The sequence below is a fragment of the Lichenifustis flavocetrariae genome (genome assembly GCF_026130545.1).
GTDB lineage: Bacteria > Pseudomonadota > Alphaproteobacteria > Rhizobiales > Beijerinckiaceae > Lichenihabitans > Lichenihabitans flavocetrariae.
This window is the reverse complement of record NZ_JAMOIM010000074.1, coordinates 1-13,393: the sequence shown is the minus strand read 5'-3', so window position 1 is coordinate 13,393 and position 13,393 is coordinate 1. Positions and strand designations below refer to the sequence as shown.

At 61.3% G+C, this 13,393-nt stretch carries 7 protein-coding genes and 6 pseudogenes; 10 read left to right on the top strand and 3 right to left on the bottom strand.

The features are described 5' to 3' along the window. Positions 1-531: 531 nt before the first annotated feature. The 6 genes and pseudogenes from M8523_RS34240 to M8523_RS34215 all read left to right on the top strand — a co-directional run. Positions 532-1,124: pseudogene (locus M8523_RS34240) on the top strand (IS110 family RNA-guided transposase); the annotation flags it as partial. Beyond that, positions 1,116-1,334, top strand: a pseudogene (locus M8523_RS34235) (IS3-like element ISMtsp5 family transposase); the annotation flags it as partial. The pseudogenes M8523_RS34240 and M8523_RS34235, both read left to right, overlap by 9 nt. 152 nt (positions 1,335-1,486) lie before the next feature. Further along, the gene (locus M8523_RS34230; RefSeq protein WP_282589294.1) at positions 1,487-2,281 is read left to right on the top strand and encodes an EAL domain-containing protein; all 795 of its coding nucleotides are present in this window, start codon (positions 1,487-1,489) and stop codon (positions 2,279-2,281) included. A gap of 45 nt (positions 2,282-2,326) precedes the next feature. Continuing rightward, complete coding sequence (locus M8523_RS34225; protein ID WP_282589293.1) at positions 2,327-2,707, top strand: hypothetical protein; 381 nt, start codon at positions 2,327-2,329, stop codon at positions 2,705-2,707. Further along, on the top strand, positions 2,707-4,023 hold the full coding sequence (locus M8523_RS34220; RefSeq protein WP_282589292.1) for a diguanylate cyclase: 1,317 nt from the start codon (positions 2,707-2,709) through the stop codon (positions 4,021-4,023). Before M8523_RS34225 ends, M8523_RS34220 begins: the two co-directional genes overlap by 1 nt. A 59-nt stretch (positions 4,024-4,082) precedes the next feature. Next, complete coding sequence (locus M8523_RS34215) at positions 4,083-5,246, top strand: AMP-binding protein (RefSeq protein ID WP_282589291.1); 1,164 nt, start codon at positions 4,083-4,085, stop codon at positions 5,244-5,246. 174 nt (positions 5,247-5,420) lie between these two features. On the opposite strand, the gene M8523_RS34210 is transcribed toward M8523_RS34215, so the two are convergent. Then, positions 5,421-7,385 carry a putative bifunctional diguanylate cyclase/phosphodiesterase gene (locus M8523_RS34210; protein WP_282589290.1) on the bottom strand — a complete coding sequence of 655 codons (1,965 nt, stop codon included), beginning with the start codon at positions 7,383-7,385 and terminating at the stop codon, positions 5,421-5,423. Positions 7,386-7,703: 318 nt separating this feature from the next. Here M8523_RS34210 and M8523_RS34205 point away from each other — a divergent pair. After that, positions 7,704-7,985, top strand: a pseudogene (locus tag M8523_RS34205) (IS110 family transposase); the annotation flags it as partial. A 255-nt stretch (positions 7,986-8,240) separates the two neighbouring features. Next, the gene (locus M8523_RS34200) at positions 8,241-9,914 is read left to right on the top strand and encodes a recombinase family protein (RefSeq protein WP_282589289.1); all 1,674 of its coding nucleotides are present in this window, start codon (positions 8,241-8,243) and stop codon (positions 9,912-9,914) included. Between the two features lie 265 nt (positions 9,915-10,179). Here the strand turns inward: M8523_RS34200 and M8523_RS34195 are convergent. Both M8523_RS34195 and M8523_RS34190 read right to left on the bottom strand, forming a co-directional pair. After that, positions 10,180-10,401 (bottom strand): annotated as a pseudogene (locus tag M8523_RS34195) (ATP-binding protein); the annotation flags it as partial. Positions 10,402-10,459: 58 nt separating this feature from the next. After that, complete coding sequence (locus M8523_RS34190) at positions 10,460-11,185, bottom strand: transposase family protein (RefSeq protein ID WP_282589288.1); 726 nt, start codon at positions 11,183-11,185, stop codon at positions 10,460-10,462. Between M8523_RS34190 and M8523_RS34185 the strand changes: the two are divergent. Both M8523_RS34185 and M8523_RS34180 read left to right on the top strand, forming a co-directional pair. After that, positions 11,163-12,116 (top strand): annotated as a pseudogene (locus M8523_RS34185) (IS110 family RNA-guided transposase); the annotation flags it as partial. The gene M8523_RS34190 and the pseudogene M8523_RS34185 overlap by 23 nt on opposite strands. Before the next feature lie 390 nt (positions 12,117-12,506). Then, positions 12,507-13,320: pseudogene (locus M8523_RS34180) on the top strand (IS3-like element ISMtsp5 family transposase); the annotation flags it as partial. Positions 13,321-13,393: the final 73 nt, after the last annotated feature.

Genomic DNA, 13,393 nt, shown 5'->3' with positions numbered 1-13,393 from the left:
ACGCTCAAGATCGAATCGGCTCATTCGCTAAGGGAATCAGCGATTTCCTTGCGTGGCAAGGGCCTGGGTAATTACGGGCGTCCTCTAGCAAATGCAAAATAACCGCATCATCTTCGACCACAAATACACAGATGTTTTTCGTCATGTATGCTCCTGCCGGTTAGCGGGAGCATGTGACTCAACGGAGCCGATCTCTCAGACGCAAACAGCGATAGGGCTTGCGGTTTTCCATCTTAACACACGCGGAAGCTTAGTGCGAAAGCTTGTCGGACTTGCAATGTCGCAGTTGCCCTTACCCGATCCGGCATCGTGCGGTCTGAGTTGAACCTGCAAAATTCAAGCAGACCGTGTGGAAACTCCTGATCCTGGGGTTTCGGGAGCAGCACGGCTCGGCATTTGCGGGATGAGATCCATTCGGAGTCTGATTGCACTGTTGGGCGTGATGAGGGGCCTGATGGGGTGGACGACCCCCGCTACGGCATCGATGTGCCAAGATGAGGTCGTTGACCGTCTCATCATCAGGAACCGTCTATGGCACAGGTTAGCACTATCGGCCTCGATTTGGCGAAGAACGTCTTTCAGGTCCATGGTATTGACGCACAAGGCAAGGTCCTCGTGCGTCGGTCCTTGCGCCGGGCCGAGGTTCTGGCCTTCTTCGCGAAGCTCTCGTCCTGCCTGATCGGCATGGAAGCCTGCGGCTCGGCGCACCACTGGGTGCGTGAGCTGTCCAAGTTCGGCCATACGGTCAAGCTGATGCCGCCAGCCTATGTGAAGCCCTACTTCAAGCGCGGAAAGACCGATGCCGTCGACGCGGAGGCTATTGCGGAAGCTGTGACGCGGCCGACCATGCGTTTCGTGGCGGTGAAGTCCGCCGACCAGCAGGCTGTGTTGATGCTGCACAAGGACGCGACCTGCTGGTTCGGCAACGGACCATGCTGATCAACGCCCTGCGGGGACACCTCGCCGAGTTCGGCATCATTTCGGCGCAGGGCGCTGCCGGCGTGAAAGCCCTGATTGCGCTATTCCACACCAAGCAGGGCAGCTTGCCGCAATTGGCGGGATCAGCGGTGCGACGCTTGATCGGGCAGATCGAGGACGTCGATGAAGAGATCAAGAAGGCCGAAAAGGGCGATGGCTGCGCCGAAAGCTTGATCCGTACCCTGAAGGAGAACCTCCTCTGGGTGCAGACCTTCGACACCGCCGAAGAGTTGCGCAGGGGGCAACTTGCCTTCAAGGAAAGCTACAACACCACGTGGCTGATCGGGCGGATCGGCCATCGCACGCCCGCCGCCGTTCGACGCGACCTGCTTTCACCCGCGGCTCTCGCCGCATAGGGTCAAAATCGGTGTCTCACCATCCGGGCCGGTACACCAAGAGGCTGATAGGCCGCCATCCCGCGGTGAATTCAACGCGCGACTTCACACCTTAGAGGATTAGATACGGAAACAAGCTACGCTGCACGCTGAAAATCCTACTGGATAAAGTGATGGCCACTCCGATAGCTTGTGCGGCATGCAGGAGCGATGAACCGCTGCCGTTTCAATTTACAATGGCGTTCCAGCCGATCATCGACCTGACCTCGTCGCGAGTGTGGGCCTATGAAGCCCTGGTCAGGGGTCCCGAAGGGCAGTCCGCAATGTCCGTGCTGTCGCAGGTCAACGACGACAACAGGTATCGCTTCGATCAGGCGTGTCGGGTGCGGGCGATCGAGCTTGCGGCCCGCTTGTTCGGGCCCGAAGACGGCGTACGACTGTCGATCAACTTTATGCCGAAAGCGGTCTATGAACCGGCGGCCTGCATCCGGGCGTCACTCGATGCCGCGAGGCGTGTCGGCTTCGCACGCGATCGCATCATGTTCGAGTTCACGGAAGGTGAGAAGTTTGCCGATCCCGACCACGTGAAGCGCATCCTGTCGGAATACAAACGACACGGGTTCGTCACGGCACTTGACGATTTCGGCGCGGGCTACGCGGGCCTCAACCTCCTGGCAGACCTCCAGACTGATTTGATCAAGATCGACATGTGCCTGATCCGCGACATCGACAGTAGCTTCGCCCGGCAGACGATCGTGCGAGGCGTGCTCGGCATCGCCCGCGCCCTAAAGGTCGAAGTGATCGCCGAAGGCATCGAAACATTGGCAGAATTCGACACGCTTCGCGCGATGGGCATTACGCTTTTCCAGGGCTACCTGTTCGCGAAACCTCTCTTCGAAGGGCTGCCGGCCGTCATCAAGTCCTTTTCGAGGCCAGGACCGGCGGGTTCCTTGCCGCGCGTGGCTTAAACGCACTCACGCGATCTTCTCGGCGCTGAATGACGAAAGAGTTGCATGTCGAACGATGATGACAACCCGCTTGGCTTTTCCCAGGTCAGCCTCATGGAGCTGGACTGCCTCGATCCTGCTACGCGGAACGCGCTCCCCTATGGCATCGTCGGTCTTTCGGCCGATGGCTTCGTGGAAGTTTACAACGACACCGAATCCCGCCTCGCGGGCCTCTCGCAAGACAGCGTTATCGGCACGCACTACTTTTCCACGACGGCCCAGTGCATGAACAATTTCATGGTGGCGCAGCACTTCGAGGACGAGGCAACGCTCGATCTCACGATCGATTACGTCTTGACCCTGCGCATGCGGCCGACCCCTGTTCGTCTTCGCCTGCTGAAGGGGAGCGGCTCTCCGCGCGATTACATTCTGATCCAAAGGCTGTGATGACCGACATTACCACTGACGTCGAGCGCGAGCACAGCGAACTCCTCCAGTTCCTATACGCGTGCCCCGTTGGATTGATTCAGGCAGACATGAATGGCCGCATGACCATGCTCAACCCGGTCGCGATGCAGCTGCTGCATCGGCTGGGAAATGCCTCGGCCAGCATGAACGTCTTCGCCGCCTTGGAAGGCTACGCGCCCGAGCTTCGAAACATGATCACGTCGTTCTCCGGCAACAATGGGCAAATCTGCCAGGGACATCGCATCCATGTCGGCAGGCCTGCCAGCCACGGGAACAGCATCCCGATGGTGCTCGCCTGCACTCTCGTCAAGCTCGGTCCGGTTAGCCTTATGGCGACGCTTGAGGATGTTTCAGAGCAGGTGGCGCAGGAACAACGGCTCAAGCAGGCGGACGCGTGGTTCGCGTCCTTCCTCAACGGCGCCGATGAATACGGCGTCGTGGCAATCGATGCCGACGGGCGTATTCAGGCACTCGATCCCGTGGCGCGGCAGCAGACCGGCTTTGAGGAGGGTGATCTCGTCGGTGCCCATGTCCAGGTTCTCGACAATCCCGATCCCGGTTCTGCCTCAATGAACATTACGGAAGAGATTGAAGTTGCGAGGCGCGACGGGTGGCACCTGACCGAGGGCTGGTGCGCCAAGAGGGGTGGCAGCCGTTACCGTTGCCAACGATTGATTTGCGTTCGAGGAAAGATGGAGGTCGCAGCTCAGATTGTACCTGGTTACACTGTCATCCTTCGTCCCCTCTCGCATGTAGGCATGGATGCGGACCAACTCCGGCGTCGGCTGACGACCGATCTCCTGACGGGCGCCTACAATCGAGCCCACTTCTTCGATGTTGCCGAAGAGGAGATCCGGCGATGCGCGCAAAGAGACAACGCCGTGGGTCTGATCTGCATCGACATCGATCACTTCAAGACGGTCAATGATACTCACGGACACGCGGTTGGCGACCTCGTCCTGAAGGCCGTGGCCGAAGCCTGCATGGGCGTTCTGCGCTCTAGCGGTACCTTCGCCCGGCTCGGTGGCGAGGAGTTCACGGCTCTTTTGCCGTCCAGCGATCCCTCGACGACGATCGAAATTGCCGAGCGCCTGCGTGCGGCGATCGCGGTCATCTCGGTCCGGATCGGTGAACTCGACCTCCGGGTCACGGCGAGCCTCGGGTTTGCCGTCCGCATGGCAGCGACGGTCTCGCTCGCAGAGTTGATGCAGCACGCCGATCGGGCACTGTACGCGGCCAAACGGAGCGGTCGCGATCGGGTCGTCGACAGCGATGCCATACCGGCGGCCGCATGACATTGGGTGAAGCGATCCTATCACGCGGTTCTCTTCGGCGCGTACTGCAGAGCCTCCTAGTGGCGCAAAGAACGGCCACCCGTGGCCTTCGCGGTTCCTATGCGACCCAAGGCAACCCGTTGCCCGGGGTCTGGCCCGAAACCATCCACCTGTCTGACGTCGGAGAGCCGTCGCTCGGCTGTGACTCGCTGGAACTCCTTCAGTTGGCGGCTGTCGCAAACGAAATGTTCCACCTCTACGAAGGCGGTGACGAAGCGAACTTGCTGATGATCGACACATTTGGGGAATGGCTCGATCACATCGCGCATTCGACGCGGCGCGACGCCCCGTGTGTGACGTTCCAGACGTCGGGCTCGACTGGTAGCCCGAAGCGATGCTGCCATCCCGTCTCCCACCTTCAATTGGAGACGAGAGCCCTAGCCGAGCGGTTTGCTGATCGGCGTCGCATCGTCGCCATGGCCCCTGCCCATCACATTTATGGGTTTATCTTCACGGCATTATTGGCCGACGATCTCGGGGTGGAAGTCTGGTCGGCCGAGAAGGCGGGCCCGAGCGATCTCGCGCGCGGCCTTCGACCAGGCGACCTTGTCGTTACCGTTCCCGAACGATGGATCTGGATGGAACGCAGCATCCCACTGTGGCCCGCGGATATCCTCGGCGTGACCTCGACTGGGCCTTGCCCCCAGGGGCTTGTGTCCTCGCTTCGGGGACGAGGCCTTACCGGCATGCTCGAAGTGTACGGCTCCTCTGAGACGGCCGGCATCGCCTGGCGCGATGAACCAGAGGCGGCCTACGCCCTCATGCCACAATGGGATTTTGCCTCAAGCGCTGGTGCCGGGGCTCCGACCCTTCTCCATGTGACCGGCCACAGTGCGGCCTTGCCTGACCACGTGGTGACAACTGGGAGCCGAACCTTTCGCTTGGGCGGGCGGATCGATGGCGCCGTTCAGGTGGGCGGCCTCAATGTCCATATGAACCGCATTGCCAGCCTCCTTGCGGACCGTCCGGGCGTGCAGACGGCATCGGTGCGCCTGAGGGCAAGGGAATACGGCGCGCGCTTGGAGGCTTTCATTGTGCCCAAACCCGGAGTGGATGCGGGAGATTTGGAGATCGACTTGGCAGAGTGGTCAGCCCGGCATCTGGTTGCGGCAGAGCGGCCGACCGCTTTTACCTTCGGTTCGACCCTCCCAAGGTCTGAGCTGGGCAAGCTGGTTGACTGGTAAACCTTCAAGGTACTCGTGCATCAGCTAAAATTTCTGATCGGCGGCGCCGGAGCGTATCCTCTCACCCCTTTCATCGCTGATCGCGTCATGCAAAAAGGCGGGCTAGCTGTAAACAGGCCGAGATACCTGGCAGGGTACCAAAGACTGAGACGATGGGATCGCATCGGAAATTCGTTACGCTGCGAGGGCAGAGGCCGTTTCGTCGGCGAGCGCAGGCATTGAATGGCCGAGGAGAGCCATAACGTCCTTGGCCGGCACCGGCCTGCTGAACAGGTAGCCTTGAACTTGGTCGCAGCCCTCGGCGCGGACGTGCTCAAGCTGAGCTGACGTCTCGACGCCTTCCGCTGTTGTCGAAATCCCAAGACTCACGCCGAGACTGGTGACGGCCCGAACGATCGCTTTGCAATCTGCGCTGGTCTCGATTTCCCTGACGAAACAGCGATCGATCTTGATTTTGTCGAACGGGAAGCTGCGAAGATAGCCCAGTGACGAATAGCCGGTCCCAAAGTCGTCCATGGCGATCCGCACGCCCTTGGCGCGCAATTCGTGGAGAACCGCCACGGTTCCAGACGCATCGCTGAGCAGCGCGGTCTCGGTGATTTCAAGTTCCAGGCGCGGCGGATGAAGCCCCGAAAGAATGAGCGCATCAAGGACCGCAGTGACGAGTTCGGGTCCTTTGAACTGTGCGGGGGACACATTCACGGCGATTTTGACATCGCCCGGCCAAGCCGATGCGTCAGTGCAGGCCTGATGAAGAACCCACGCGCCTATCGGCACGATCAAACCCGTTTCCTCTGCCAGCGGGATGAACTCGTCCGGCCCAATCATGCCGCGTTCCGGATGTCTCCACCTGATCAAAGCCTCGAGACCGCTGATCTGCCCGGAAACGACATCGACGAGGGGTTGATAGTGCAACTCGAACTGCTGTAGTTCGATCGCTGCGCGTAAATCCAGTTCAAGCGCGCGACGCGCCTGCAACTTTGTGTCCATGCCGCGCTCGAAGACGCGGAACAGGCCACGGCCATCCGACTTCGCGCGGTAGAGCGCGATATCCGCCATCTTCAAGAGTTCACCGGCATCATTGGTGTCAATCGGCGCAAGCGCGATCCCCACGCTCGCGCCGATCATGATCTGATGCCCCAGGATCACGTAAGGCTTCGAGAGTGTGTCAACGACCCGCTGCGCCAGCGTGCCGGCTTCCTCTACCCTGCCAAGACGAGATTGAACGATGGCAAATTCGTCGCCTCCGAGCCGGGCAGCAATATCACTTTCCCCCAGGCACGTGCGAAGCCGGTCGGCCACAGCACGCAAAAGCGCGTCGCCAGTCGGATGCCCGAGCGTGTCATTGACTTGCTTGAATCGATCGAGATCCAAGCACAGGACAGCAACCATGCTGTCCCGCTCCTCCGCCTGAGTGAGGGCCTTTGCCAAGTGGGTGGCGAGAAAGGCGCGGTTCGGCAAACCTGTAAGAGTGTCATGCAGCGCCAGGCGATTTGCTTCTTCCTTAGAACTGGCAAGTTCCGTTGTGATGCGCTGTGCGATCTTCACAGAAACCGCTGTCATCAACGCGAGAAGGAGGACTCCGATGATGGAGTAAGCAACAATCAGATTTTCCACGCGAACCGCCGTCAAGGCGGCGTCCTTTCGCACGCCCAGCAACTTCTTTTGCAAGACCTCGCGCTGGTCGTCCATTGCCGATTCCAAGGCGGTAAAAGTTTGTCTGAAGCGCTCATAATTGGCGGATCCGGCAATCGGGTCATCGAGCGCCAACTCCACCGCATGCTGACCGGAAGGAGCAAAGGCTTCTGCAAGACCAGCGATCCTGCTGTAACTTTCTCGTAAGTCGGCGCTCGGAGCAGCCGCTAGGTTTTCTGAAATCGCAGTTTTGACAGTATCGATGTGGTGTTTGACTTCGGCCAGGATTTTGTCCCCGCCTTCACGATTGGTACCGTCGGCGATTTTCAGCGCCCGCAACACGTCGGCGCGAACATCGTCCATGAAATTGTCAGCGCTATTATGGTTTATGAGTATTTGCTCCAGTCGCACGACGTTTCGGCGCGCTTCGAGTTGGCGCTCGATACCAAACAGTCCGAAGAAGGCAAGCCCGACAATGACGGCTACGCTCAGCGCTCCGAGCATAATGAGGACCATGCGAATGGACAAGACAGGCTGTCTCAATGGAGCGAGCTTTCTAGCGAATACCTCCGACTACGAGTGCATCCTTGAAGTTAAGAGTATCTACCAAACCGCACCTTCATAGACGTCGGCGTTAACAAACTATTCCATTATAGCGTTATACTACGTCGAAACAGAATGGAGTGCGACGGCTTGGGACGTTTTGGGTTTCAGTATCGTCAGGAGCGCGTCGAGCGCGGGATCGTGAGCGCTGAGTCCGGTCATCTTGTCGACTTCGTCGATCACGATGACCGGGCTGATCGTGGGAGCGGCAAGCAGCGCGTGGAGGCGTGCTGCGGTGCCCGCGACCTGGCACGCGCCCTGGCCGCAAAAGGTCACGAGGTGCGGCTGATGTGGCCCGATGATATTCTGTCTTGCATGACGGCGCAAAAGAACGACGACCGGAACGCCGAGGCGATCGCGGAAGCCGAAGCCCGGCGAACGATGCGGTTTGTCGAACTGAAGTCGGAAGGGAAGCTCGATCTGCAGACGCTCCACCGCATGCGCGACCAGCTGGTTGGCAATCCGACGTCGCTGATGGAGCAGATCCGCACCCTCCTCCTGAATTAGGGCCCTGTCGTGCGCAACACGAAGTCCAATCGACGCGCGGCGATGTCGAGATAGGCCTGCTACGGGCTGCCTGCGACTTTAGCGAACGCGTTCACCCAACCTCAAAACAGGGTAGAATAGAACCTGGGCTGGGACAGAGCCTCGGGGAGCGACGTGCACGGCCGCCCGGATCGGGAGGTGTGGTGGAGAGGGCGAGATCGGGTTTGTGCTGGCGCAAATAATGTGGGGAGAGTCGAGGTGAGGTCGCCCATGTCCTTCAAGTCCGCTTCGCCTAAGCGTGCAGTCATTTACGCGAGGTATTCCTCCGACGAACAAAGGCCAGAGTCGATCGAGGACCAGATCCTGAAGTGCCGGCGGTATTGTGATGGCATGGGGTCGCAGGTCGTCGGCACTTATTCAGACGCCGCAATCACCGGGTCTACGATCCTGCGGCCCGAGTATCAACGTCTGCTGCAAGATGCGGAGTGCGGGCAATTCGATATCGTCGTGGTCGAGGCCGTGGACCGCCTGAGCCGGCGCCTGGCCGATCTCGCAAATTTCCATGACATCGTCGGCTTCCGCAAGGTTCGGCTGTTCGCCACGGATCGCGGTGAGATCAATGGCCTGATGATCGGCATCCTTGGCGCCATGGCCCAGGCGTTTCTCGAGGATCTCAAAGGCAAAACCAAGCGCGGGCTCACGGGTAAGATCCTGGCTGGCCTCAGTGCCGGCTCCCTGGGCTACGGCTACAGGGTCCATCCGGAGACGAAGGGGAAGCGGCTCATCATCGAAGACGAAGCCAAGGTCGTCCGGCGCATCTTCGAGGATTATGCAAACGGTGTGTCCCCACGCGCGCTTGCAGCCCAATTGAATGCGGAAGGTGTTCCTGGTCCGCGCGGTCGGGAATGGATCGACACGACGATCCGAGGCCAAGTTGATCGCGGGACAGGGCTGCTCAACAATGAGCTCTATACCGGCCGCCTCGTCTGGAATCGGACGTCCTATGTTCGCGACCCGAGTACCGGAAAGCGCTTGGCGCGCCCGAACCCAAAAGAGGAATGGGAGGTGTCGTCCGACGAAAGCCTCCGCATCATCGACGATGCGCTTTGGCAGCGCGTCAAGGCGCAACAGACCGAAGTTCGGACGGCCATGACACGTGACGACCATGGTGTCCCACTCAATCGCGCGCACCGCGCGCAGCACCTGTTGTCCGGCCTGATCGTCTGCGGCGACTGCGGATCAACCTTTGCCATGCGCGACGCCGGTCACTACGGCTGCTCCAACGTGCGCTCGAAGGGCACATGCGCGAACGTTCTGAAGGTGAAGCGGGCCGACCTCGAACGGCTCATCGGAAATGCCATCCGCCACCGTTGGATGAACGAGGATGCCATGGCTCGGCTGCGGGCCGACTTGCTGAACGAGCGCGAGAAGGCCGTGGGCGTTTCTGATGAGATACGGGGCAAGCTTGTCAGCGCAATCAAGCGCAAGCATGAACAGGTCACCCGCATCGTGAACGCGATCGCAGACGCCGGTCACAACCCCGCCCTGCTTTCCAAGCTTGATCAGATCGAAGCCGAACTCGGCGGCTTGCGGACCGAGCTCGATCGCCTGGAAGCGGCCGAGCCCCCTGCCCCGCTCGAGATTACGGATGATGTCGACGCATTGATCCAGGCTGCGGCTCGCGACATTGAACAGGCGATCAGCGGCGCGACGCATCCAGATGCCCCGAAGCACCGTGAGATGGTGCGTCGCATGATCGATCGGATCACGATCAGCCGTCACGAGAGCGGGGCGATCGAAGTGGGCGTGCGCGGCGCCTTTGCGGGCGTGATGCAGGCGGCGGGTTTGGTGGAGCGTCACGCGCTCAGAACGAAGAAGCCCTCCGACGTTTTTCCGTCGAAGGGCTTTTCTATCGTTGGTTGCGGGGGCCCGCAACCAACTTGAATTGCTGATCTCGGGATAATGCATCCATGCCCTATCCTCCCCCTTTCGGCTGCTTCGGCAGCGTGCCTCTGACTACTCTGGGTGTTATCCATTCCGAAGTGGCGCTCGGCGCCCCAAATGCCTTTGCGAAAGGCATTTGTATCTGCGATCGTCTTCCGTAGCCTCCTGCACGGCGGCACCGACCTCATGCTCCTGCTCAGTCTGGTGTCAACGCCGCTCTAAAAATCCCCAGAACCACCGAAGTAAAAATCCCCACTTGTTCCGGTCACGCCGCCGGGTGGAGGTAGCTGCTTTTCGGGGGACGTCCACGCCTGCGTAGGGGCGGCGCCTGGATGGGCGGCGCGATATTGGCCTTTGACCGAAGGTGCTCAGGCATGAGCTCGGCGTGTTGGCGGAGGCGATAGCTGGAGCCCTCGATTTGAACGACGACGGCGTGATGAAGCAGCCTGTCGAGCAGTGCGGTGGCGACGACGGGGTCCCCGAGCATCGCAAGATGCCCCTGTTGTTGATCGGGTGGTATCTCAAGTCAGGGTCGTTGATCGGCATCACGCCTTGTTCGGGCAGACCCTGCCGGTCCTTTCGCTGAAGCCCGCGCGGGGCGCGAGGTTCGTCACGGTGCAGCTCCTCGACGGCCGCAGACGTTCGATCCTCCGGTCGGTGACGGATCTTGCGACGGAACCTTCTCCACAGGACCTCGATTCGACGGAAGAAGGCCTTCGGGTCAGCGTGCGGACGCTGTTGCGGCAGACAATTTCGATGTCCGGATGGTCTTTGAGCCAGGCCGTCACGGTCCCGATCTCACGATCGGCTAGCAGGTCGATGATCCGGCGCTGTTCGAGATCGCAGACGATCGTTCCGTAGCGATGGCCGCGCCGCCAGGCAAAATCATCGAGGCCGATGATCTTGATGGATGTCGGGGTAGGTGCCGAACGGCGCCGTAGGGTGCGGAGCAGAGTATCTGCGCTGACCGGCATGGATAGGCGCTCCGCCAGACGTTCTCCGGGGCGACCACCCAGAACGACACCGATGCAATGGACAAGACAATCGAGGCGGCTCGTGCGACGGGCCCGAGCCAGCATGATCTCGGGGGCGAACTGCTCGGCGAAGGTCTTCCGATCGCAAGACGGGACGGCGCAACGGAACCGGCGTGCCGTGAGACGGATAATCAATCCCCGACCGAAGGCCGGAACGTCTCGCGGCGACCGCACATAACGGCTGTGCACCGACGCGGACAGGGATCCGCAGAAGGTGGCCTCCGAGCCGGACGACATCGTGACACTGCTGCGGTCAATCGATGTGGACTATGGCCGGATCGGCATTGAGGCTGGCCCGCTCTCGCAGTGGCTGGTGAACAGCATGGAGGAGGCTGGCCTGCCGGTGATCTGCGTTGAGACGCGTCACATGAAGTCGCTGTTGAAAGCGCAGCAGGTCAACAAGTCCGACAGGCACGACGCGCGGGGTATTGCGCAGATGATGCGCGTCGGCCTGTTCAAGCCGGTCCACGTGAAGACGCTAGCGAGCCAAGAAAAGCGGATACTGCTGACCACTCGCACGCTTGTCCAGCGCAAGATGCTTGATGTGGAGGGCGACCTGCGCGGCACCTTGCGCAATTTCGGCCTGAAGGTCGGCGTTGTTGGCAAGATTGGGTTCGAGGCTCGCATCCGCGAGTTGGTCGAAGGGTTTCCCAGGCTCGCGGCTATCGTTGAGCCAGTGCTCACGATTTGGCGGGTGATGCGGAGGGAGTTCACACGGTTGCACAAGATGCTGCTCGATATTGTACGCCACGATCCGGTCTGCCGGCGATTGATGACGGCACCCGGCGTTGGCGCCGTCGTTGCGCTGACCTATCGGTCAACCATCGATCAACCGCAGCGCTTTGTGCATTCCAGGGCGGTAGGAGCCCATGTCGGGCTGACGCCTCGCCGCCACCAGTCCGGCGAGATCGACTATGACGGCGGCGTCTCGAAGTCCGGCGACACCATGCTGCGCGCGATGCTGTACGAGGCCGCGCAGGTTTTGCTGACGCGGAGCCGTCACTGGTCGTGGCTCAAGGCATGGGGCGTTCGGGTTGCTCAGCGGCGCGGCATGCGCCGGGCCATCGTTGCGGTGGCTCGGCGCTTGGCCGTGGTTCTTCACCGCATGTGGACGGACGGCACGGATTTTCGCTGGGGTAGCGAGGCCGCCCCGATTGCCTCCGCCTAATCTTTTGCCCTTCTAGAAAGTTCAACCGGTTCTGCCACGGCAGGAAGAGGTCCTCACGGGGACGAAGGTGGTGTGAGATCGTATCGTCCGCAGCTTAGCCGTCAAAAGAGGCCAAGGCGCTCGTAAGATTGATCCACTCCGCCTTTTCTAACCTCATCATGGGGCGGCCGCAGCGCCGACCTCGGAGAGAAGCGCGAGCTCCGTGTGGCCTGGTCTCATCCGCGGTTGAAGTGCCAGTTGTTCGTCTTATCAGACGCTTGCCTGCGCTCCGCCATGACCAAATACGGCCTGATTCACCCCAGGCCGAGGGGGGGAAGTGCGCCCCTTGACAGAAGCCGCGATAGAGAAGCGGACGATCTCCGCCGGATGAGGTGCATGATGAACGAACGACTGGGTACGACGGAGCGGGCGGGTGCTGCGGAGCGACCGCCAGAGTCTGGCGCAGCGGCGCCCGGCCGCGGTGGGCGGATGTCGCGTCAACGCAAGACCGCGGCCGTGCTGCGCTTGTTGCGCGGGGAAGACCTTGAAACGGTGTCGCGCGGGCTCGGGGTCACGGCCGCCACCCTCACACACTGGCGTGACGCCTTTCTGGCGGCGGGCGAGGCTGGCCTGTCAAGCCGGCCCAAGGATGGCGAAGAGGTCGAGAGCGACCGCCTGAAGGCGAAGCTCGGTGGGATGCTGCTCGAACGCGAGTTGCTCGAAGCCAAGATCGCAATCCTGGAGGACGGCCGCCCTTTGGGGCGGCGGAGGTCGAGGCCATGAGGGTCTCGATCTCGCCGTCCAGCGGCAAGCCTTATGGCATGGCCCGGATCTGCCGCGTGTGGGGAACGGCCCGGGCGACCGTCTACCGGCATCGTGATCCCGCGGGTCCCGAGCCCCGGCGCCGCCCCGGCCCGGTTGGTCCCATGCCCGATACGGGTCTGCTGGCGCGAATCCGGGGCGTCCTGTCGGCCAGCCCCTTTCATGGCGAGGGTCACCGCAAGGTCTGGGCGGAGGAGGTCCAAGGTTCCGACGAGCCGAAGGCTCGGTGGAAGGACCTCCGCAGGGGAGGCTGCGCTTTGCCGGCCTGCGCACCTCGCGGCACCGTGTCCTGCGGTTCATGCGCGAGAACGGCCTGCTGGCGCCCTCGCGCGTCGGATCGCCGCGCGGGCCGCGCAACCACGACGGCACCATCATCCCCGAGACAATCGATACGATGTGGGGCGGAGCCTGCAAGAGGCTCCGCGCAGCGAAGCTGTGTGGAGTTGCAGGCGGAGGGACGGACATGACGACGGCCT

Excerpts from the sequence above, each read along its gene's own strand:
- M8523_RS34230 (WP_282589294.1), top strand. The coding sequence starts at position 1,487 with ATGGCCACTCCGATAGCTTGTGCGGCATGCAGGAGCGATGAACCGCTG.
- M8523_RS34225 (WP_282589293.1), top strand. The coding sequence starts at position 2,327 with ATGTCGAACGATGATGACAACCCGCTTGGCTTTTCCCAGGTCAGCCTC.
- M8523_RS34220 (WP_282589292.1), top strand. The coding sequence starts at position 2,707 with ATGACCGACATTACCACTGACGTCGAGCGCGAGCACAGCGAACTCCTC.
- M8523_RS34210 (WP_282589290.1), bottom strand. The coding sequence starts at position 7,385 with ATGCTCGGAGCGCTGAGCGTAGCCGTCATTGTCGGGCTTGCCTTCTTC.
- M8523_RS34200 (WP_282589289.1), top strand. The coding sequence starts at position 8,241 with ATGTCCTTCAAGTCCGCTTCGCCTAAGCGTGCAGTCATTTACGCGAGG.
- M8523_RS34190 (WP_282589288.1), bottom strand. The coding sequence starts at position 11,185 with ATGTCGTCCGGCTCGGAGGCCACCTTCTGCGGATCCCTGTCCGCGTCG.